Source organism: Frankia sp. CpI1-P, from assembly GCF_001421075.1.
GTDB classification, from domain to species: domain Bacteria; phylum Actinomycetota; class Actinomycetes; order Frankiales; family Frankiaceae; genus Frankia; species Frankia torreyi.
In genome coordinates this window covers 13006-32810 of record NZ_LJJX01000026.1, presented here as the reverse complement: position 1 = coordinate 32810, position 19805 = coordinate 13006, and the positions used below count along the sequence as shown (strand labels likewise).

The 19805-nt window shown below is 70.0% G+C and carries 15 protein-coding genes, 1 tRNA gene and 14 pseudogenes; 19 read left to right on the top strand and 11 right to left on the bottom strand.

Annotated elements, in window-relative coordinates:
* Positions 1-130 precede the first annotated feature (130 nt).
* From FF86_RS17775 to FF86_RS17770, 3 genes and pseudogenes are all read left to right on the top strand, one after another.
* A pseudogene (locus FF86_RS17775) lies at positions 131-920 on the top strand (ParA family protein); the annotation flags it as partial.
* A gap of 140 nt (positions 921-1060) precedes the next feature.
* Positions 1061-1174, top strand: a pseudogene (locus tag FF86_RS66895) (ParA family protein); the annotation flags it as partial.
* A gap of 456 nt (positions 1175-1630) precedes the next feature.
* A tRNA-Ala gene (locus FF86_RS17770) sits at positions 1631-1703 on the top strand.
* A 339-nt stretch (positions 1704-2042) separates the two neighbouring features.
* Here FF86_RS17770 and acpP read toward each other — a convergent pair.
* From acpP to FF86_RS17755, 4 genes and pseudogenes are all read right to left on the bottom strand, one after another.
* Positions 2043-2279: an acyl carrier protein gene (gene acpP / locus FF86_RS17765; RefSeq protein WP_009738523.1), complete on the bottom strand. Its 237-nt coding sequence runs from the start codon at positions 2277-2279 to the stop codon at positions 2043-2045.
* Positions 2280-2971: 692 nt separating this feature from the next.
* Positions 2972-3271, bottom strand: a pseudogene (locus tag FF86_RS32155) (DUF5615 family PIN-like protein); the annotation flags it as partial.
* A gap of 1 nt (position 3272) precedes the next feature.
* Positions 3273-3375: pseudogene (locus FF86_RS51185) on the bottom strand (hypothetical protein); the annotation flags it as partial.
* Positions 3372-3611, bottom strand: a complete 240-nt coding sequence (locus FF86_RS17755) for a DUF433 domain-containing protein (protein WP_044885621.1) — start codon at positions 3609-3611, stop codon at positions 3372-3374. The gene FF86_RS17755 and the pseudogene FF86_RS51185, both read right to left, overlap by 4 nt.
* A 236-nt stretch (positions 3612-3847) precedes the next feature.
* Here FF86_RS17755 and FF86_RS66890 point away from each other — a divergent pair, with 236 nt between their 5' ends.
* Positions 3848-4138 carry an HIT family protein gene (locus tag FF86_RS66890; RefSeq protein WP_396229934.1) on the top strand — a complete coding sequence of 97 codons (291 nt, stop codon included), beginning with the start codon at positions 3848-3850 and terminating at the stop codon, positions 4136-4138.
* 73 nt (positions 4139-4211) lie between these two features.
* Here FF86_RS66890 and FF86_RS17745 read toward each other — a convergent pair.
* Positions 4212-5437: Dyp-type peroxidase (locus FF86_RS17745; protein WP_242418979.1), on the bottom strand; the 1226-nt coding region annotated here is incomplete at its 3' end.
* Positions 5438-6376: 939 nt separating this feature from the next.
* On the opposite strand from FF86_RS17745, the gene FF86_RS17740 reads away from it, so the two are divergent.
* The 3 genes from FF86_RS17740 to FF86_RS17730 all read left to right on the top strand — a co-directional run bounded on the left by FF86_RS17740 (position 6377) and on the right by FF86_RS17730 (position 7874).
* On the top strand, positions 6377-6610 hold the full coding sequence (locus FF86_RS17740) for a hypothetical protein (protein WP_044885620.1): 234 nt from the start codon (positions 6377-6379) through the stop codon (positions 6608-6610).
* On the top strand, positions 6607-7020 hold the full coding sequence (locus FF86_RS17735; RefSeq protein WP_044885619.1) for a DNA-binding protein: 414 nt from the start codon (positions 6607-6609) through the stop codon (positions 7018-7020). Before FF86_RS17740 ends, FF86_RS17735 begins: the two co-directional genes overlap by 4 nt.
* 449 nt (positions 7021-7469) lie before the next feature.
* On the top strand, positions 7470-7874 hold the full coding sequence (locus FF86_RS17730; RefSeq protein WP_044885618.1) for a MerR family transcriptional regulator: 405 nt from the start codon (positions 7470-7472) through the stop codon (positions 7872-7874).
* Here FF86_RS17730 and FF86_RS51180 read toward each other — a convergent pair.
* The 6 genes and pseudogenes from FF86_RS51180 to FF86_RS17700 all read right to left on the bottom strand — a co-directional run bounded on the left by FF86_RS51180 (position 7836) and on the right by FF86_RS17700 (position 13101).
* Complete coding sequence (locus FF86_RS51180) at positions 7836-8390, bottom strand: MFS transporter (protein WP_242418978.1); 555 nt, start codon at positions 8388-8390, stop codon at positions 7836-7838. The two genes, FF86_RS17730 and FF86_RS51180, sit on opposite strands and share 39 nt — an antisense overlap.
* Before the next feature lie 96 nt (positions 8391-8486).
* Positions 8487-9108 (bottom strand): annotated as a pseudogene (locus tag FF86_RS66885) (MFS transporter); the annotation flags it as partial.
* A 936-nt stretch (positions 9109-10044) separates the two neighbouring features.
* Positions 10045-10632 carry a trans-aconitate 2-methyltransferase gene (locus FF86_RS17715; protein ID WP_044885617.1) on the bottom strand — a complete coding sequence of 196 codons (588 nt, stop codon included), beginning with the start codon at positions 10630-10632 and terminating at the stop codon, positions 10045-10047.
* Positions 10633-11028: 396 nt separating this feature from the next.
* Positions 11029-11322, bottom strand: a 294-nt coding sequence (locus FF86_RS51165; protein ID WP_242418969.1) for a TetR/AcrR family transcriptional regulator, incomplete at its 3' end; no start/stop codon positions are given.
* 59 nt (positions 11323-11381) lie between these two features.
* Positions 11382-12125: an alpha/beta fold hydrolase gene (locus tag FF86_RS17705; RefSeq protein WP_082121923.1), complete on the bottom strand. Its 744-nt coding sequence runs from the start codon at positions 12123-12125 to the stop codon at positions 11382-11384.
* A gap of 538 nt (positions 12126-12663) precedes the next feature.
* Positions 12664-13101 carry a hypothetical protein gene (locus FF86_RS17700; RefSeq protein ID WP_044885615.1) on the bottom strand — a complete coding sequence of 146 codons (438 nt, stop codon included), beginning with the start codon at positions 13099-13101 and terminating at the stop codon, positions 12664-12666.
* A 755-nt stretch (positions 13102-13856) separates the two neighbouring features.
* Between FF86_RS17700 and nifV the strand changes: the two genes are divergently transcribed.
* The 12 genes and pseudogenes from nifV to FF86_RS66875 all read left to right on the top strand — a co-directional run.
* Positions 13857-15074, top strand: coding sequence for a homocitrate synthase (nifV, locus tag FF86_RS17695; protein ID WP_044885614.1), 1218 nt, complete (start codon positions 13857-13859; stop codon positions 15072-15074).
* Positions 15075-15253: 179 nt separating this feature from the next.
* Positions 15254-15426, top strand: a pseudogene (locus FF86_RS66880) (AAA family ATPase); the annotation flags it as partial.
* A 1-nt stretch (position 15427) separates the two neighbouring features.
* Positions 15428-15697: pseudogene (gene nifH, locus FF86_RS51155) on the top strand (nitrogenase reductase); the annotation flags it as partial.
* A 1-nt stretch (position 15698) separates the two neighbouring features.
* Positions 15699-15904 (top strand): annotated as a pseudogene (gene nifH / locus FF86_RS51150) (nitrogenase reductase); the annotation flags it as partial.
* A 1-nt stretch (position 15905) separates the two neighbouring features.
* Positions 15906-16117 (top strand): annotated as a pseudogene (nifH, locus tag FF86_RS51145) (nitrogenase reductase); the annotation flags it as partial.
* Between the two features lie 49 nt (positions 16118-16166).
* Positions 16167-17387, top strand: a pseudogene (gene nifD / locus FF86_RS17685) (nitrogenase molybdenum-iron protein alpha chain); the annotation flags it as partial.
* A gap of 1 nt (position 17388) precedes the next feature.
* A partial coding sequence (locus FF86_RS51140; protein ID WP_304438154.1) for a nitrogenase component 1 occupies positions 17389-17627 on the top strand: 239 nt, incomplete at its 5' end.
* 269 nt (positions 17628-17896) lie between these two features.
* A pseudogene (locus FF86_RS51135) lies at positions 17897-18007 on the top strand (DUF3364 domain-containing protein); the annotation flags it as partial.
* A gap of 1 nt (position 18008) precedes the next feature.
* A pseudogene (gene nifK / locus FF86_RS51130) lies at positions 18009-18676 on the top strand (nitrogenase molybdenum-iron protein subunit beta); the annotation flags it as partial.
* Between the two features lies 1 nt (position 18677).
* Positions 18678-19400, top strand: a pseudogene (locus tag FF86_RS51125) (nitrogenase component 1); the annotation flags it as partial.
* Position 19401: 1 nt separating this feature from the next.
* Positions 19402-19459: hypothetical protein (locus FF86_RS62660; RefSeq protein ID WP_255355833.1), on the top strand; the 58-nt coding region annotated here is incomplete at its 5' end.
* A gap of 118 nt (positions 19460-19577) precedes the next feature.
* Positions 19578-19804: pseudogene (locus FF86_RS66875) on the top strand (hypothetical protein); the annotation flags it as partial.
* Between the last annotated feature and the right edge of the window lies 1 nt (position 19805).

Sequence of the window (19805 nt, the reverse complement as noted above, 5' to 3'; positions counted from 1 at the left end):
GNAGGAGTCTCCCGCTCACGCCCGTGAATCGGGCAGGCGAGAGAATGCCCGGCGTGTCGGACAACAGGGACAACCGGGGTGAGGCCACACAGGGCGGGCGGCGGGACCACGGGCGCGATCGGATCCGCGCATGATCACGATGGCGCTGTTCAACAACAAGGGTGGCGTCGGTAAGACGACCCTGGCCTACCACCTGGCGCACATGCTTCAGCGGATGGGCCACCGCGTGCTCGCCGTCGACCTCGACCCGCAGGCGAACCTGACCGCGCAGTTTCTCGACGAGGACGAGCTGACCCGGCTCTGGGCGGAACCGGAGGACACCGCGTCGTCGGCGCCGAAGCCCGTCGAGTTCGACGTGCGTCCCGCGCGGGTCTTCCCCGGCACGGGGACGATGGCCACCGCCATCGCGCCGATCATGGAGGGCATCGGGGACATCGAGCTGCCCGACCCGGTGATGATCGAGGACGGACTGTGGCTGCTGCCCGGGGACGTCGAGCTGAGTGTCTTCGAGGACCGGCTGTCCGCCGCCTGGCCGAACAGCTTCCTCGGCAAGGACATCGCCGCGCTGCGGACGACGACGGCGCTGCACCGGGTCATCGACAACGGCGCCCGGAGCGTCGGCGCGGAGATCGTGCTCATCGACGTCGGTCCGAACCTCGGCGCCATCAACCGCGCGTCGCTGCTGTCCGCCGATACGGTGCTCATGCCGCTGGCCGCCGACCTGTTCTCGCTGCGCGGACTGCGCAACCTCGGTCCCACGCTGCGGGAATGGCGTTCGACCTGGCAGGGCACCGTGCTGCCGAAGGTGCCGGAGCGGATCCCGGCGCCCCGCGGCCTGATGATGCCGATCGGGTACATCGTCATGCAGCCGCCCGCCCGCGCCGACCGCCCGGCCAAGGCCCATGACCGCTGGCTCGACCNCATCCCCGAGGTCTTCGCGACCTCGGTGCTCACCAGCGGCAACCCCGGCCNGCACGACCGTTCCTTCGAGATCGCGACCCTGCGCCACTACGCCAACCTGATCCCGCTGGCCCACGACGCCCGCAAGCCCATGTTCGANCTGCGCGCCGGCGACGGCGCCCTCGGCGGCACCCAGACCGCCGTCCGCCGCTGCTACTCCGACTTCCGCGACCTCGCCGTCAAGGTCCGCGAACGCCTCGCCTTCATCGACCCCNCCCTCCGCCGCTCCTGACCCGCCGGCCACCGCGACCCGGCCCGCACTGCGGTGACCCGGCTGGGTTACCGCGACGTGGAGTCGCTCCGACCACAGCCCCCCGAGGGTCAGCGAGGAGTTATCCACAGGTCTCCTCGGTGACCTCCAGCGGTTAGCGCGGGAGTTGTCCGCAGGACAGGCGTCACAGCCCCGCGAAGGGCAGCGTGAAAGTTATCCACAGGACCCGTGCCGCGACTCTCGGAGGGCAGCGTCGGAGTTATCCNCAGCGGCGGGAGCCGCGCCACCCTGCTCCCGGGCAGGCACCGAATCGGTCGGACAACGCCCCGGGAGCAGGTGCTGACGCGCCGGCCTCCCACCCTGGTGAAGGTCCGAGATGGTCTCGATGCCGTAAGCTAGGGGGCGCTTCACCGAGCGGCGCCCGCCTCCGGGCGGCGCGGCCCGGCCGAGGCAGGTCCAGGGGGCGTAGCTCAATTGGCAGAGCACTGCCTTTGCAAGGCAGGGGTTCGGGGTTCAAGTCCCCGCGTCTCCACGCGCTGATTCCTCGTGTTCGCTGCCCTTCGGGCAGCTTCCCACCAGCCGTGATGCTGGCCGGGGGGACGGCCCCCCGAACCCCCCGGATGTGGCGTGGCAGCTACCTAAGATCGTTATGTAGCCAGTTCTGTAGCCAAACGGCGAAGGCCCCGTACGAGTACGGGGCCTCCATTGCTACCGCACGGCTGGGCGGGACAGGACGAACACCAGGATCACGATCCAGACGATGACCCGGATGATTCGTTCCTGCCGCAGGCGGCAGCAGGATCTCCTCCATCAGGTCCGAGTAGCCGTCGTCCCACGGCGCGCAGATCGCGTGGACAGCCCGGCAGCGTGCCTACCGCCGGCGCGCGTTGATCCAGTCGATGGCATCCTGCACGGTGTTGATCTCCTCGGCGTCCTCGTCGGAGATACCGATGGAGAACTCCTCTTCCAGGGCCACGCCCAACTCGACAAGGTCCAGGGAGTCCGCTCCCAGGTCCTCGACGAATGACGCGTTGTTCGTCACCTCTTCCGGTTTGACGTTCAGCTGCTCCACGACCACGTTCTTGACGCGCTCCTCGACGGTGGACACTCCGCGGCCTCCTGCTCCGACGTGCATGGGAACGGACACGACCCGCATGTTCTCTGATCGGTCCACGCAGCGAGCTCCGTCGCCCACCCCTGATGAGTGATGCTCGCCACGTGGGCTCTGTCCCGTCTGGCGCCATGCCCGCCCGGCCGCGGGTAGCAGCGCCTGTAACAACGGGCGCGTCGTCGGCGGACGACCATGTATGCCGACGTACACCGCGACCTGCGAACAAGCCGACGCAGCAAGGAGCGGAGCTCGCCTTCCAGGCACCGGGNCGAACCCGGGGCAGGACGCGGACTCGTGTAGCCAACTGTGTAGCCAAGCCGGCGGACGTCTACGGACGNCGGTGGTCGATGGCGGTGGAGACGGCCAAGGAGAAGCGGGTGCAGTGAACCGCCATGGACGCCAGCGAACGGAGCGGACCGACTTTGCAAGGCAGGGGTTCGGGGTTCAAGTCCCCGCGTCTCCACGCGCCGGATTCGGCTGTTCGCTGCCCTTCGGGCAGCTTCCGGTTGACCGTGCTGTCTGCCCGGGGGACGACCCCCTCAGACCCCCGATGTGGCGTGACGGCTTCTTAAGATCGTGATGTGGCCGAGTGCGTGGCCAGACAGGTCAGCTTGAGCTTCGATCTCGGTGCGAACCGCGTCTACTTCGTCCTTCGAGGCGAGGAAGGCCCCCTGAACCAATCTCACCGNACCCTTCTGCGACTCTGCCGGGTTCCGGCTGCAAAGGAGTGCCGGGCAGTCTGTCGGCGGATCCGGAGCAGGCCGTTATGCGCCACGGACACGGCTCCAATAAGATCGTTTAGGTCGTGATTTGTGACGAGATCTTCGGCGGCCGCGATCGCGGCACGTGCGGACTGATCGTCAAGCCGGAAGACCGCGATTCCGCTGTGCGACCCAGGCGGATAAGCACGGATGTTCCCGAAGCCACGGTCGAGGGTGAACACCATGCGGTTCTCGTCGACCGCAGCCGCGAGTACCTCAGGATCGGAGNGGCCTGCCAGGCCCTCGGCGCACACGGTGTCGGCGTCGATCCCGTGCTTGGCAAGCCTTTCAGCGAGTGAGACAGGTAGGCCCTTGTCGAGCTTGACACTCACGGGACAGTATGAAGCGGCACGAGATCCTCCCGGGCCAGGCGCGCGCCGTACGCAGCGGCGGCCCGGATCCCTGCCACGGTCAGTGACGGGTACTCCGTGACAATCTCCTCACCCGACATGCCGTCGGCGAGGCAGTCGAGCACGACGCTCACGGGCACCCGGGTCCCCCGGATGTAAGCCTGCCCATGGCCGACCGAGGGGTCGACCACGACGAGCGCCAGGAGTTCGTCCGCCATGCCTCCCAGTATGGGCCCTGATTCCAGCGCTGGCCGCCCGTCACGTGATCCAGAACGTGGCATGGTTGACGGCTCGAGGCGCACGCCAACCGCCAGCGGCCTTCACCAAGATCACTGCATGGCTGTCCCGGGCCGTCCCGAGCGCCGAGTCTGCCGAGACCCGTGACTGTGCCCGATCCGTCGGCCAAGGCGGCGATGGTGTGGGAAGTTCGGCNGGNAGACGCGAAGGCGGAGCCGTGCATTTTCTGCGCAATCGTGCGGGGGGCGGCGCCGGCGTGGATTGTCGACGAGGACCGCTGGACAATGTCGTTCCTCGACATCACGCCGGCGGGCAGGAGGTCTTTCACCTGCATGTCCACCTTGTACCCCGCTACACAGGTGACCAGCTTGTCCAACGGTGGCCTGCGGACCGGGCGAGCCCGGCGGACCTGGCCAGGACCTGGGAGTCACTGCGTCCGTCAGGCCACGGCCAGCACGACCAACACGGCCAGCACGACCAGGACGACCGGCAACCGGATCATGGCTGACCGCCACGCTCGCCACGACGATCTGCCAGCGGCGCACCCCCTCGGGACGGGACCGGTTCAGGCGTCCTCGAGNAGGGCTTGGGCGAGGTAGCCGCCCGGGCTGGGTATGGGTGGGACCGCGAACAGGGCGCTGGAGGTGTGGCGGGTGAAGGCGTTCAGCGCGTCGGACGCGGCCATCGTCCGCTGGATCGGGACGAAGGCCGTCCGCGGATCGGCCTGGTAGGCCGCGAAGAACAGGCCCGCGTCCCGGGCGCCCGTCGGATCCAACCCGTCGTCGTAGGAGTAGCTGCGCCGGTACAGGACGGCACCTCCGTTCACCGGCGGGCTCGACACCCGGACGTGGGCGTCGGCGGCGATGGCGAATTGGCCGTCGGCACGGCGGACATTGATGTCCGGCACGGTGAACGCCGTGCCGCCGGGGCCGGCCGACAGCGGGACGCCGTCGGACTCCCGCCGGCCGATCACCTCGTCCCGGTCCGACTCGTCGAGTCGTTCCCAGGCGTCGAACAGCATCCGGATGCGCCGGCAGACCAGGTAGCTGCCGCCGCGCATCCACGCGGGCTCCCCCGAGGCCCAGACGGCCTGATCGAACTGGGGTGTGCCCGGCTGTGGGTTGCCCATCCCGTCGAGCTGCCCCATCAGGTTGCGGTGTGTGCCCGGGGGGTCCGCCGAGTCGGGATCGGTGGGCAGGAATCCCCACTGCTCCCAGCGGGCGGTCGCGAACGGCGCGGCGAGCGCACCCATCCGGGCTGCGGCCGCCACGGCCGCCGCCGGATCGGTGGCGCACACCTGCACCCCGAGGTCCCCGCCGCTGCGGGCCGGGTCGAGCTGATCGCCGGGCATCGCCGGAATGTCGGTGAGCTCCCCGGGAACCCGCCCGTCGAGGCCTGCGCGGCGCAGCGCCGACGCGCCGAGCCCGACGGTGACGGTCAGCCCCGCCCTGCCGTCGCCCCTCGCCTCCGGGTCGCCGCCGTCCGGCGCCGGCACGGTCGTCAACGCCGCCGCGCCGGATGTCCACGCGCGCAGCACCGCCGCGAGCGACGAGCGCGCCGTGTCGGGATCGGCAGCGGTCAGGTCGTAGGCGGTGAAGACCAGCCAATCCGGGGGAGGGTCGGCGATCCCGGGCTGGTGGCGGGCGTCGTCGGCGGCCAGGGCGGTGCCGACCCCGCGGCCGGGCAGTCCCCTCGGGGCGAGAGCGCCGCCGATGATGCCGGCGCCGCCGAGCAGTCCCGCGTTGCCGATCAGCCGCGCGGTGCTGAACAGCCGCGCAGCGCCGAGCAACCCGGCGGTGCCGAGCACGCCGCGCCGGTGCGGATCCCGCGACTCGGGGGACTGCCCGGCGACCCGCTCGGGGGGCCGATCCGCCGGCCGCCGGAAGGCGGNCGGAGCCCGGCCCTCCACCAGCACGTCATCGGATAGTCGAACTGCGTCATCGTGGCCTTGCGCCGCGTCCGCCGGATGCATGGGCATCATGTGACCAGTAACAGAAAGCGATGACACGTAACCGACGGTCTGCATCGCTCGTGTCGCCGGACATCCGGCTCAGGGACGGACCTCATGGACGCGCCGCGCCGCGCCACGGTCGAGGACGGGCATCGCGCGCCAGTGAGCACGAGTCAGCCTTCGCGCCGTGGAACGCGCGATCTTCTCCTACGCCGCCGGCACGCCCAAGGTCGGCGTACCAGTCCCACGGCAACCGCCCCCACCGGCCATTCTCGGGAGTAACAAGGGATCGGCGGCCCAGGCCACGTCGAAGGACCTCGGGCAGGCATTGCCCCGCCAGGTGCCGGCCGGCCCTCAGGAGGAGGCGGCTCCGACCGGAATCGGTTCGATGAAGAGATCCCGATGACGAGTCGTACTACGCCGACCCGGGCGCGATCCCGCGCGGAGGAGCGGACGAGCCGGGAATGCGTGACGGAAGAGGTGCCTGGTGGGTAGCTTTCTCCTCCCGCCGGGTGCCAGCCTCTTCGGACTGGCGTTTGTTCTGTTCGGTGACTCCCGCACCCTGGTGACGGCGGTCAGCAGTCGACCGAAGAAGGCTCGCCACTGGGCCGCGAAGAAAGCGGCGGACCGGGTCGCGGCGGTGGTCGATCACCTCGACGGGCCTGGTCACCCGCTTCCCGTCGCGGAACTGGTCTCGCGTGACGCTCGACGCCGGCAGGTCACCTTACGCGCGATAGTCCTGGTTGCTCCGCCCTACCTGATCGGAACTCTCGGCTTCCTTGGTACTCGATCACGATGCCTCGGGACGTCGCGGAGGCCGCCCGTGCCCGCAGCGGCCCCTCGGGGCTGTCCGCCTACGTCGCCGCGGCTGTCGCCCGCCAGATCGAACGGGACAACCTCAACGAGCTCATCTCGGTCGCCGAGGCCGACCATGGGCCGATCGGTGAGGAGGAGATCCAGGCCAGGCGGGACATCCTGCTGCAGGCCCGCCGCCAGCAGCAGCGTCCGTCCGATCCGCACGCGGCGTGACCCGTCCGGCCGCGGTGCCGGGCGGCACCCTGGTCCTGGACAGCGAGGGGCTCGCCAAGGCCGTCCAGCGGGACCGCGACGTCACCGGATGGCTGGCGCTCGCCCGCGCCGACGACATGCGGGTGGTCACCAGCGCGGCGACCCTCGTCGAGGTGGTCCATCCGCGGATCAGGCGTCCCGCGCTGGAGTGGACGCTGTCTCGGCTCGTCGTCGAGCCCGTCACCGAACCGTTGGCCCGGCACGCGTCCGCCCTGCTGGGCGAGGCCGGTCTGCACGGCCACCGGCACGCGATCGAGGCGATGGTCTGCGCGACCGCGCTGGCCGCCCCCGGCCCGGTCGCGGTGCTCACGTCGGATCCCGACGATCTCATGGTGTTGTGCGGCGGGCGGGTCACCGTCATCAAGATCTGATGGTCGACGACTACCTGTCTCCTCGGAGCTGAAAAATCTGTACCCGCGGCAGTAGACATCGGGCGCTGCCCCGGGTAGAGTTCTTCTCGTAGCCAAGAGAGTCCATGGTCGCGCCAGACAGGAACTGGCGCGAGCGGGACGGCAGCCAAGGTGGGCTGTCGAGCACGATCACGCACGATCAGAAACACCCGGCCATAGAACGAACGAGGAGAGAGAGGAGCAGACGCCATCAGGATCGCCGGAGCGGCGCTCTAGGTCGCTCNGCTACCGCAGGCCCCAGATTGGAAGGTGGTCCCCGGTCACGCATATGCGATCCCCGCGTCCCCGCCCGTCCCGGGCGGCCTCGCGGATACAGAGATCCGGCGTACCTCGCCGGTAGATGGTGTTGACCCTCGGGACCCTGGTGCCATGCGGCACCGGGGTCCCTCGATGTGTGCTCAAGAGGCGCGATGACCCCTGGAACCACCCGCAAACCGACTGACAGCCTCGACGACGACGACTACCCCGCCTACACCATGGGCCGCGCGGCCGACATGCTCGGCACCACCCCCGCGTTCCTGCGGGCCCTCGGCGAAGCCGGCCTGATCACTCCCCTGCGTTCGGACGGCGGCCACCGCCGCTACTCCCGCCACCAACTCCGCCTCGCCGGGCGCGTCCGCGAACTCGTCGACGGGGGCACCGCGATCGATGCCGCCTGTCGCATCGTCCTGCTCGAAGACCAACTCGCCGAAGCCCGGCAGCTCAACGAGCAGCTACGCCACCAGGCCACCGGACCGCCAGCCATCGAACCCTCGGCCTCATCACCTGCGGTCTCGTCACCCCCGGCCTCGTCGGTGTCGGGCGGTGGTGAGTAGGCCAGCGAGGGCGAGCAGCATCCAGTCCGTGAGATAGCCGAAGGCGGCGGTGGGGGAGACCACGGTCCACAGGACGCCGGCGACGGTGCTGGCGGCGAGGTTGCCCAGCGACTGGACGGTGGCGAGCAGGCCGAACGCCGAGCCACGCAGATCGGTGGGGGCGAGGGCGGCGACGGCGGCGTGCTGGGCGGTCTCGACGGCCCCGATCCCGAGGCCGGCGAGCAGGAACGGCGCCGCCAGCAGCGCGACCCCGGTGATGTCGGTGGCGAGCAGGCCGTAGGCGCCGGCGAACGCGGCGACGCCGACGGCGAACACGCGGACCGGGCCGCGCTCGCCGAGCCGGTCGGCGAGATGCCCGGCGGGAACCGAGGCCAGCGTCGCGGCGACGTTGTAGCCGACGTACAGCCCGAGGGCCAGGGTGGTCGCGGTGTCGTGGCCGTGGGCGGGGGTCAGCTCCTCGGTGGCCCGCAGGATCAGCAGGGTCGCGGCGACATTGCCGATCTCGAAGGCGGCCACGGCGCCCAGCAGCCGGCCGAGGTCACCGTGTACCAGCGGGCGCACGACGACACGCAGTGGCGCCCGGTCCCGCGCGGCCGGGCGGGCGGTGCGGCNGATGGCGTAGACGATCGCGGCCGCGGCCAGCAGGCCGGGGATCACCGACAGGCCGATCGCCCACGTGGTGCCGAGCCAGGCGACGAGACCGAGGGCGAGCAGCGGGCCGACGATCGCGCCGAGGTTGTCCATCATCCGTTCGAACCCGTAGGCCCGTCCGTAGGCCGTCGCCGGGACGAGGTCGGCGAGCAGGGCGTTGCGGGCCGGCACCCGCAGGCCGCGGGCGGTCCAGGCGGCGGCGCGCAGGATCCCCACCTGCCACACGGCCGTCGCTCCCGCGGTGGCCGCGCCGAGCAACGGCGGTGGTGGTGTAACCACCCACGGCCACCCGGCGCCGCCGGGCCGGATCGTCCGCGAGCGCGCCGCCGGTGAATCGTCCCGCCCCCGCCAGCGCATCGGCGACCCCTTCGATCGCCCCGAGTGCCGCCGCGGGTGCGCCGAGGGTCCCGGTGAGCAGCGAGGGCAGCAGCGCGGTCGGGATCTCGTGGCCGACATCGGCGAGGAAGCTGGCCGCGCCGATGCCCCGCACCCCGGGCGAGAGCCATCCCGCCCGAGCGACGTCGCCATCCTCGGCCGGCTCCACGGTCGGACTGGTCGGCGGTGTGATGGTCACCAGGGCCATGGTCCGGGTACGGATCGATCATTGTCTCGGAATTCCGACGAAGAGTGACGAGCGGCACCTCCCCGATAGCCGCCGTCAAAGTCCGTCGAAACGTTCCGGTCGGGGCGGCCTGAGTAGCCTGCGGGTATGGGCGNCAATGGTTTTTCCGTCGGCCGGGATGCCGAGATCGCGGCGGCCCGGGTCATGGTTGTACACACCCTTGCCGAGTGGATTGTCGCCCGGTGCCGAGAGTGGGTCGTGCGGGTCGCCGTCGACGGTCCGGACGCGGCCGGCAAGACGACTCTGGCCGACGAGCTGGCCGAGCGGATCGGCGGCCGAGGGCGGCCCGTCATCCGCGCCGGCGTGGATGCGTTTCACCGGCCGCGGGCGGAACGTCGTCGGCGCGGTGAACTTTCACCCCACGGGTATTTTCTGGATGCCTTCGACTACGGCGCGCTGCGGCGCCTGCTACTCGATCCGCTCGGCCCGGGCGGCGACCGGTGGTATCGGACCGCAGCGTTTGACCTGCGGGCGGAGTCGGCGGTCGACACGCCCGCCGACCTGGCACCGGCCGATGCGGTGCTGCTCGTCGACGGGGTCTTCCTGCTGCGCCGGGAGCTGCGCGAGCACTGGGACGTGAGCATCTTTTTCGGCATCAGCCCCGGCGAATCGCTGCGCCGGGCGCTGCTGCGCGACGTCGACCTCTTCGGCTCCCCGGCCGCGGTCCGGGAGCGTTACGAGGCCCGCTATCTGCCGGCTCAGGAGATGTACCGCCGGAATGCCGCCCCGCACGAGCGCGCGCACTTTCTGCTCGACAACACCGACCCCGCCAACCCGCGCATCCTGCGCTCGCCGGCCTGAATCCCGAACAGCTCACCGCGACCGGGCGCGACATCTGTCTACCGGACGCTCCTGCCATCAGGACGCGCCTCGCCCGCGACCGAAGGGGATTGCTGCTCAGCGAGCGGGGCGATCGGCGGTAATGACCACCAGGTCGCGGTGCTGCCAGGTGACCGCGGTGTCGAAACCGGCCTGGTGAAGCCAGTCGAGCTGGTCGGGCAACGGGCTCGGTTTGTCGTGGACGCCGTCGATGGGAGTGACGACGTCCCCGGGGTCGTCCGGTACGACCACATCCGCGAGCACGAAGCGGCCGCTCGGCGGCAGGATCGCGGCGATCCGGCGGAACAGGTCGGCCTTTCCGGGCCCGTCGAGATGATGGACGGCCAGCGCCGAGATCACCAGGTCGAACGGGCCGGCGGGGAGCGGCTCCTCGAGCCGGCCGACGCGTAGGTCCGCGGGTGGCAGACGGGGGCGGGCGGCGTCGAGCATCGCCGGGCTCTCGTCGAGCGCGACGAGAGCGGCGTCCGGATGGACGCCGAGCACGCGCCCGCTGGTCTCGCCCGTGCCCACCCCGAGATCGAGCAGGCGCGTCACCCGCCGGCCCGCCGTCGCCGCCGCCACCTCGTCCTGGAGCCGTTCGTAGTGCGGCACCTCGGCGACCACCATGGCTCGGTAGGTCCCGGGGTCGAAGTGATACTGCGACATCCCTCCCTTGTACGCCGTCGGGCGCGACGAGACAGCCGGATTGCCCACCCCGCGACGAGACGATGGCGACGGCGAGGCCGAGGCCGAGAACGAGGCCGAGAACNAGGCCGAAGCCGGCGGCGGACGGCCGCGGGCGCCTCAGCCCGCGGCGGGAGGCTGAAGGATGCGCAGGGCGGTGTGGAGGATCTCGGCGCGGTCCGCGGGATCGAGGACGCCGTCGTTGAGGGCGAGCGCGGCCATGGTGGCGTGCTTGACCGCGGCGAAGGCGGCGTGCGCGCGCAGGACGGCGCCGCGGTCGGCGTCGGGGCCGGCCAGCGCGGCGATCACCTGCTTGGTCATCCGCTCGATGGTGCGGGGCAGCCGCTTGTCGACGACCGCCAGCACGCTCGGATCCCNGTCGATGAGCGCGGCCAGCTCGCGGGAGTCCGCGGCGAGGTCGATGAACGCGCAGAGCAGCTCCGCCGGGGCGGGCGGCCCGGTGTCGAGGTACTCGATGATCCGCTGGTAGGCCGCCAGCGGTTCGGTGAGCAGGCCGTAGAGGATCGCCGCCTTGGACGGGAAGTGGTAGTACAGCGCGGCTGTCGTGGTGCCCAGCTCGCGGGCGATGTCGGCGTTGGTCGTGCCGGTGTAGCCATGACGGGCGAACAGCTCGCGGGCGATCGCGAGAATCCGGTCCCTGGTCTGGCTCACGGCCCCCAGGCTACTTGCCTATTGATCAGTAAGCGGGTGGAACGAAGGGAAACCGCTGATCAGTGGGGCCCGGACGGGCCAAGGACCGTGTCGGCGTAGGAAAGCAGCCGGGCGGTGACGTCGGCCGGGTTGGCCAGCGCGACGATGTGGCCGCCAGTGATCTCGTCGGCCTCGAGGCCCAGGCGTTCGCGGGCGACGCGGCGCTGGAAGGCCGCCGGGAAGAAGCGGTCGTCCCGGCCGACGAGAACCCGGGTCGGCACCGCGGGCCAGGCGTCGATCGGCAGGCGCGACCCGAAGACCGCCTCCGACTGGGCGGGCTCGCCCGCCATCGCCTCCGCGGCCAGCGGGGCCGGCAGGTCGTGGAAGAAGTACGTCCTGGCGTCGAAGTCCGCGTCCGGCGGCCGGCCGGCACGGGTGTCCGACGCGCGCCGGGCCGCCGGCTGGCCGGTCGCCTCCCACCATTCGCCTGGTGTCTCGCCGGGCAGCGGGATCATGCCGTTGACCAGGGCGATCAGCGACACCGGCAGCCGCTCGCACACCAGCGGCGCGACGAAGGCGCCCAGGGAGGCCGCGACCACCACCACCTCGCCGCTGCCGGACGGGGCGTGGCCGGCCCCGTCGACGCCCGGCCGGACCGCGGCCGCGGTCACCGCGGCGACCGTCGCGTCAGCGTACTCGGGCAGGCCGGCACTCTCGTCCGCGGCGGGGAGGTCGACGGCGACGACGGTCCCGCCCGTCTCGCACAGCCCGCGCGCCACGAGGTGCCAGTACCAGGACGCGCCCCCCGCACCGGGGATGAGCACCCAGGTCACACGCGCCGCGGCCACGGCGCCTGNTCGGCCGGTACCCGTCATCATTGCCTCCCGCCAGGAGCCTGAGGAAGGGTCTACTCCTACGACCGAGCGGATCGCAAGCCACGCACCGCCGGGCACGGCGGCGCAGGGCAGGGCGGGACGGGACAGCAGCGGGCAGGGCTGCACCGGGCAGGCCGGGGACCGGGTCGGGAGGGAGGCGCGCAGGAATGACGCCTGTGGCGGCGGCCGACGCAGGGCAGGGGTCAACCGACCGTCGGATCCGTGCCGGGCGAGGCGTCGGATCGACACGATCGGTGATCTATGGGCGGTGTTCGGCCCGGATCCCGCGGGCGGGTAGGGCTCGTGGTCGGACGGTGACCCAGGCTTTCTCTCGCAGCGGCGCACGAGGTCGCCACTCCGAGAGAAAGCCCGTGGTAGCCGCCGTCCCCAGGCCCGCGCCGGTGGCTGCGATCTCCGGGCCGAGTCGACGGGCAGGCGGTGCCTCGGCGATCGGCGAGAATCGCTGAGGGTGCCGCCTACCGGTCGTTTACGGCAGTGGACGCATGCAGTCCCGGCATCGGTCGTTCAGGATCGACAGGAGCTCGACCGCCTTCAGCGAGGCGTCACGCACCTTGGCGATGTCCTGCGACGAGTTCAGCCGGATCAGGGCGGTCTCGGCCCCGTCCGAGGCGCCTTCGCGGACGGCTTCCACGATCTCGGCCGCGGGGGTGCCGTACTGGAAGAGCAGGATCTCCTTGTCCTGGTATGCCGGCAGCTCCATGGGTAGGTGACCGAGGCCGATGCCCGCGAGGTTGCGGCTGAGGATCTGCCGCACGTTCGTCCCGAGCCGGCCGTAGCCACCGATCTCCCGCAGCATGCCCATGGTGGTCCTGAAGACTCCGTTGTTCCCCACCACGGCTGACCGCAGGTCCTCCCAGCTCCCGGGGGCGTCGGTCGGCACACCGATCATCTGCGCCTCCGACATCTCTACCATCCCGGCTGGCAACCGAAGTACCCCGCGTATACGTGTACCGACACGCCCAGCTCCTTCCGCTTCCCCGGGGGAAAGCACTGCGTGCTGCCGGGCCGGCCTCGCCCGGCTTCGCCCGGCGTCTTTTTGTTATCCATAAGATATCCGACCCGCTCGGCGAGGTCCAACCCGGGAAGAAGTTCAAGGGTTTCGATAACGTTAACCCTTGCTGCACAGGCCGATGGTGATGCCATCGGGACGTGCCGATTAGTGCGTACTCCGCACCGCCGCCGTGCCTCCCTCGCGACCCCCTCGCGACCGCCCTGGATTCCCGTCCGTGACATTTGCGCTACGGAAAGGAATCGACCGGGCGGTCCGGTCGGATAACCTGGCGTATGCACGGTCGGACGCATCGGCCGGTGCTCCTTTTCGTCCAGGACGGGCCCGCGCCCTCGGTGAGGTGCGTGACCAGGAGGGCCCCCGGCCGCCCTGGGCGGCCCACCCTCGCCGGGTGAGCTGGGCCACCTCCGGCCCGCACGAAGTCCCCCAAAGAAAAATCCAAGGATAAGTTTTTCCTGGCAGATATCCTTCGAGATATCCCGGCGGAAAAGCTTGCACTCATCCGCCGAGAATACCTGTTAACCCGGAAGTTACCGGCGCTTGCAGCCTCGAAATAATCGCCTCCTAGTCTGATTCATGTCGCCGCCGGACAAACACAGAACCACAGTTCGCGGCGCAGCCCATGGTCTTCAGTCCCGGAGCAACGGCTGGTGATGACAGTGCGAGACCCCCGTTTTCCCAGCTCATCTACCACGGCGATACAGTCGGACGCGGCGATCAAATTCTGCGACACCACGCTCCGCGACGGCGAGCAGGCGCCTGGCGTCGCATTCACCGCGGCCGAGAAACTCGCCATCGCCGCTGCCCTGGACGCCATCGGGGTACACCAGATCGAGGCCGGAATCCCGGCGATGGGTGTCACCGAGCGGGACGTGCTGCGGGAGATCCTCGCAACCGATCCGCACGCGGAGATCGTGGGCTGGTGCCGGGCCGACCACCGCGACGTCGAGGCCGCGGCAAGCTGCGGCCTCGTCACCGCGCACCTGACCATCCCGGTCTCCGACTTGCACCTGAAGAGCAAGTTGGGGCGGGATCGGGCCTGGGCGCGGCTGCGGGTCCGCGACTGTGTCGCGGATGCGACGGACCGCGGGATGCGGGTGAGCGTCGGTTTCGAGGACGCCTCCCGCGCCGACGACGCGTTCGTCACGGACCTGGCGGGCGAACTGCGGGAACTGGGCGTCACCAGGCTGCGCTGGGCCGACACCGTCGGCCTGCTCGACCCGGTGAGCGCGCACGATCGGCTGGGGCGACTGGTCAGGGCGGTCCCGGGGCCGTGGGAGATCCACGCCCACGACGACTTCGGCCTGGCGACGGCCAACACCATCGCCGCCGTCCAGGCGGGGTTCACCTGGGTCAGCACCACCGTGCTCGGCCTGGGCGAACGCGCCGGGAACGCCCCGATCGAAGAGGTCGCGATGGCGCTTCGGCACCTGCTGAAGCTGCCCGTCGACCTGGACACGACGTCGTTTCGCAGCCTCGCCCGGCTGGTGTCGCGGGCCGCACGCCGGCCCCTGCCGGCGGGCAAGGCGGTGGTCGGCGAGTCGGTGTTCGCGCATGAGTCGGGCATCCATGTGCACGGCATCCTGCGCCACCCGGCGACGTACGAGCCGTTCGACCCCGCCGAGGTCGGCGGGCGCCGGCGGCTGGCGATCGGCAAGCACAGCGGGCGGGCCTCGGTGCGCTACGCGCTCGAGCAGTACGGGCTGACCGCCGAGGACGACGAGATCGAACCCCTGCTGGAGCGGGTCCGTGCCGCCGCCACCCAGCACAAGCGCGGCCTTCACGGCCGCGACTTCCAAGAGCTTCTCGGGCGGGTAGAGATGCCGACCCCCCGAGCGGAGGCCCCCCGGCGCGAAGAGCAGGTCTGACCGACCTGCCCGCGCCAGCGGGCTCGTACGACCAGCACCACGGTAGTGCCGACGTCCCGGTCCAATCCGACCGGCGGCACGTCCGGCAGCTCGCGGGCCGACCGGCCCGGCCAGCCCGATCGGCATGGCCGAGCCCCGGTGACCGCGCGCCGGGCAACCGTCCCAAGGAGGAGCACCGCATGCGCCAGATCGCCTTCTACGGCAAGGGTGGTATTGGCAAGTCCACCACCCAGCAGAACACCATGGCGGCCATGGCCGAGATGGGCCAGCGGGTCATGATCGTCGGGTGTGACCCGAAGGCTGACTCGACCCGCCTGATCCTGCACTCGAAGGCGCAGACCTCCGTCATCCANCTCGCGGCCGAGAAGGGTTCGGTCGAGGACCTGGAGCTCGACGAGGTGCTCGTCGAGGGCCAGTGGGGCATCAAGTGCGTCGAGTCCGGTGGCCCGGAGCCGGGCGTCGGCTGCGCCGGCCGTGGCGTCATCACCTCCATCACCTACCTGGAGGAGGCCGGCGCGTACGAGAACCTCGACTTCGTGACCTACGACGTCCTCGGTGACGTTGTGTGTGGTGGCTTCGCGATGCCGATCCGCCAGGGCAAGGCGCAGGAGATCTACATCGTCNCCTCCGGCGAGATGATGGCGATGTACGCGGCGAACAACATCGCCCGAGGCATCCTGAAGTACGCGCACTCCGGCGGCGTCCGGCTCGGCGGGCTCATCTGCAACAGCCGCAAGACCGACCGCGAGGACGAGCTGATCATGGAGCTCGCCCGCCGCCTCAACACCCAGATGATCCACTTCATCCCGCGTAACAACGTCGTGCAGCACNCCGAGCTGCGCCGGATGACGGTCATCGAGTACGACCCGAAGAACAGCCAGGCCGACGAGTACCGCCAGCTCGCCAACAAGATCGTCAACAACGACATGAAGACGATCCCGACCCCGATCACGATGGACGAGCTCGAGGAGCTCCTCATCGACTTCGGGATCATGGCGCAGGAGGACGAGAGCGTGATCGGCAAGGCCGCCGCGGTCGCCTGACGATCCCACGCCCACCTGCACCGACACCGTCGAGGATGAGGTCCCGACCATGACGACGACACCGGCACCCGAGCGGGCCGAGACCGAGGCGATGATCGCCGAGGTTCTGTCTCAGTACCCCAAGAAGGCAGCCAAGTTCCGGGCCAAGCACCTCAAGGCCAACGACCCCGAGGGGTCGAAGGAGTGCGAGGTCAAGTCCAACATCAAGTCCCGGCCCGGGGTCATGACGATCCGCGGCTGCGCCTACGCCGGTTCCAAGGGCGTGGTGTGGGGCCCGGTGAAGGACATGGTCACCATCAGCCACGGCCCGGTCGGCTGCGGTCAGTACTCCTGGGCGACCCGGCGCAACTACGCCCACGGTCACCTTGGCGTCGACAACTTCACGGCAATGCAGATCACGACGGACTTCCAGGAGAAGGACATCGTCTTCGGCGGTGACCCCAAGCTGGAGCAGGTCTGCGACGAGATCGTCGAGCTGTTCCCGCTGGCCAAGGGCATCTCCGTGCAGTCCGAGTGCCCGATCGGTCTGATCGGTGACGACATCGAGGCCGTGGCCAAGAAGTCCTCCAAGAAGCTCGACATCCCGGTCATCCCGGTCCGCTGCGAGGGCTTCCGTGGCGTCAGTCAGTCGCTGGGTCACCACATCGCGAACGACGCTGTTCGCGACCACGTGCTTGGCACCGGTGGCGACTCCTTCGAGCAGACCGACTACGACGTCGCGCTGATCGGTGACTACAACATCGGCGGTGACGCCTGGGCCTCCCGGCGCATCCTCGAGGAGATGGGCCTGCGGGTCATCGCCCAGTGGTCCGGCGACGGCACGATCAACGAGATGGCCTCGACGCACCTGTCGAAGCTCAACCTGATCCACTGCTACCGCTCGATGAACTACATCTGCACCACCATGGAGGAGCGCTTCGGCACCCCGTGGACCGAGTTCAACTTCTTCGGCCCCACGAAGATCATCTCCTCCATGCGCAAGATCGCCGAGTTCTTCGACGATGAGATCAAGGCGAAGACCGAGGCGGCGATCGCCCGGTACCAGGTGCGCTTCGACGAGATCACCAAGGCGTTCCGGCCGCGGCTCGAGGGCAAGCGCGTCATGCTCGCCGTCGGTGGCCTGCGCCCCCGGCACACCATCGGCGCGTACGAGGACCTCGGCATGGAGGTCGTCGGCACCGGCTACGAGTTCGCCCACAAGGACGACTACACCCGGACCTACAGCATGCTCAAGGAAGGCACCGTCCTCTACGACGACCCGACCGCGTTCNAGCTCGAGGAGTTCGCCAAGTTCCTCAAGCCGGACCTGATGGGTGCGGGCGTCAAGGAGAAGTACGTCTTCCACAAGATGGGCATCCCCTTCCGGCAGATGCACTCCTGGGACTACTCCGGGCCCTACCACGGCGTCGACGGCTTCGCGGTCTTCGCCCGGGACATGGACATCGCCATCAACAGCCCGGCCTGGGACCTCCTCGAGGCCCCCTGGTCGAAGGCCGGCGAGGTCGCCTGATCCACCGCCCTCCGGGCACCCGGGCGCGAGGCGCCCAGCAGTAGACGGCCACTTGCCGTAGACGGCCACTCGCAGTAGACGGCCACTCGCCGTAGACGGCCACTCGCAGTAGACGGCCACTTGCAGTAGCTGACCAGTAGTTCATCCAGGCCTGGCCGAACGCAGCCGCCAGCGACCCCGTGACCGGAGAAACGGTCGCTGGCGGCTGCCGCGGCAGGCCTCAAGCCCCACCTGGGGACAAGCCCCACAGGGGAGAGGAGGGACGTCCGGTGACGACGACCCCCGAGCACACCAGCGCGGTCCCGCTGCGGGTCCTTGACCACAACGACATCTTCCGCGACGAGGTCTACCAGAAGCAGTTCGAGGGCAAGCGCGAGTTCNAGAACGCGGCCCCGAAGGAAGAGGTCCAGCGGGTCCTCGACTGGACCCGCGGGTGGGAGTACCGGGAGAAGAACTTCGCCCGGGAGGCCCTGACCGTCAACCCGGCCAAGGCCTGCCAGCCGCTCGGCGCGGTGCTCGCCGCGCTCGGGTTCGAGGGCACCATGCCGCTGGTGCACGGGTCGCAGGGCTGCGTGGCGTACTTCCGCAGCCACTTCGCCCGGCACTTCAAGGAGCCGGTGCCCGCCGCCTCCACCTCGATGACCGAGGACGCCGCCGTGTTCGGCGGGATCAACAACCTCGTCGAGGCGATGGAGAACATCACCGCCCTCTACAAGCCGAAGCACATCGCGGTCAGCACCACGTGCATGGCCGAGGTCATCGGTGAGGACCTGTTCGCCTACATCGGCGCGGCGCGCGAGCAGGAAGCGATCACCCAGGACTTCCCGGTGTCGTACGCCCACACCCCGTCCTTCGTGGGCTCGCACATCACCGGCTACGACGTGATGCTCAAGGGCATCCTCGAGATGCTGGCGAAGTCGCCCGACGCGGACGCGTCGAAGGTGGCGAAGTCCGACAAGGTCCGGCTGAACGTCATCCCCGGGTTCGACACGTACATCGGCAACCACCGCGAGTACAAGCGCATCCTCGAGCTGATGGGCGTCGACCCGNTGATCCTGGGCGACCACTCCAGCTCGCTGGACTCCCCGGCGGACGGCGAGTACGACCTCTACCCGGGCGGCACCCCGCTCGCGGAGGGGGCGCTGGCGAAGTTCAGCCGCGCGAGCCTGGTGCTGCAGGAATCCACGCTGCGCAGGACGGCCGAGTACATCGAGAAGGACTGGAAGCAGGAGACGGTCCTGCTCGAGACCCCGCTCGGGGTCAAGGGCACGGACGCCTTCCTGACCGCGGTCGCCAAGGTCGCGGAGGTCGAGGTCCCGGCGGAGCTGACCGCCGAGCGTGGCCGCCTGGTCGACGCGATCACCGACTCGCACGCCTACGTGCACGGCAAGCGGGTGGCCATCGCCGGCGACCCCGACCTCGTCATCGCGCTGACCCGCTTCGTGCTCGAGCTCGGGATGATCCCGGTGCACATCGTGAGCACGAACGCCGACACCACCTTCAAGGCCCGCATGGAGAAGGTGCTCTCCGCCAGCAAGTTCGGTGAAGAGGCGACCGTGTGGCCGGAGAAGGACCTCTGGCACCTGCGGTCGCTGGTCTTCACCGAGCCGGTCGACCTGCTCATCGGCAGCATGCAGCTCAAGTACATCTCCCGCGAGGCGAACGTGCCGCTGGTCCGGGTCGGATTCCCGATCTTCGACCGGCACCACCTGCACCGGTTCCCGATCATCGGGTACACGGGTGGTCTGCACCTGCTCACCCAGCTCGTCAACANGATCCTCGACGAGATGGACCGCAACGCCCCCGACCACAGCTTCGACGCCGTTCGCTGATCGGCGCCGCGCTGTAGCCGGTCCGGCCCCCAGCCGGGTCCGAACGTGGTCGGCCGGCCGCGCCCACCGCGCTCCCTGCGGCCGGTCGACCACCTCTCGCGGGTCGACCGATGGCGACATCTTCCCCGCGCCGGGTCGATCGGCTCCCTCCCGGGCCGATCGACCCCCTGTCCAGCCTCTCCCGAGGACCGCCCCCTCCCGAGGATGGCCCATGGCTGCTACTGAACGTGCCGCATTGTTCACCGAGACGGCCTGCGACCACAACAACGCCAAGAGCGCCAAGGCTCGCAAGGCGGGCTGCCCCAAGCCCAAGCCGGGTGGTACCTCCGGCGGCTGCACCTTCGAN

What these genes read in the sequence shown, in the direction of transcription:
- FF86_RS17755 (WP_044885621.1), bottom strand. Translation starts at nt 3,611, where the DNA reads ATGGCGGACGAACTCCTGGCGCTCGTCGTGGTCGACCCCTCGGTCGGC.
- FF86_RS17740 (WP_044885620.1), top strand. Translation starts at nt 6,377, where the DNA reads ATGCCTCGGGACGTCGCGGAGGCCGCCCGTGCCCGCAGCGGCCCCTCG.
- FF86_RS17730 (WP_044885618.1), top strand. Translation starts at nt 7,470, where the DNA reads ATGACCCCTGGAACCACCCGCAAACCGACTGACAGCCTCGACGACGAC.
- FF86_RS17715 (WP_044885617.1), bottom strand. Translation starts at nt 10,632, where the DNA reads ATGTCGCAGTATCACTTCGACCCCGGGACCTACCGAGCCATGGTGGTC.
- FF86_RS17700 (WP_044885615.1), bottom strand. Translation starts at nt 13,101, where the DNA reads ATGTCGGAGGCGCAGATGATCGGTGTGCCGACCGACGCCCCCGGGAGC.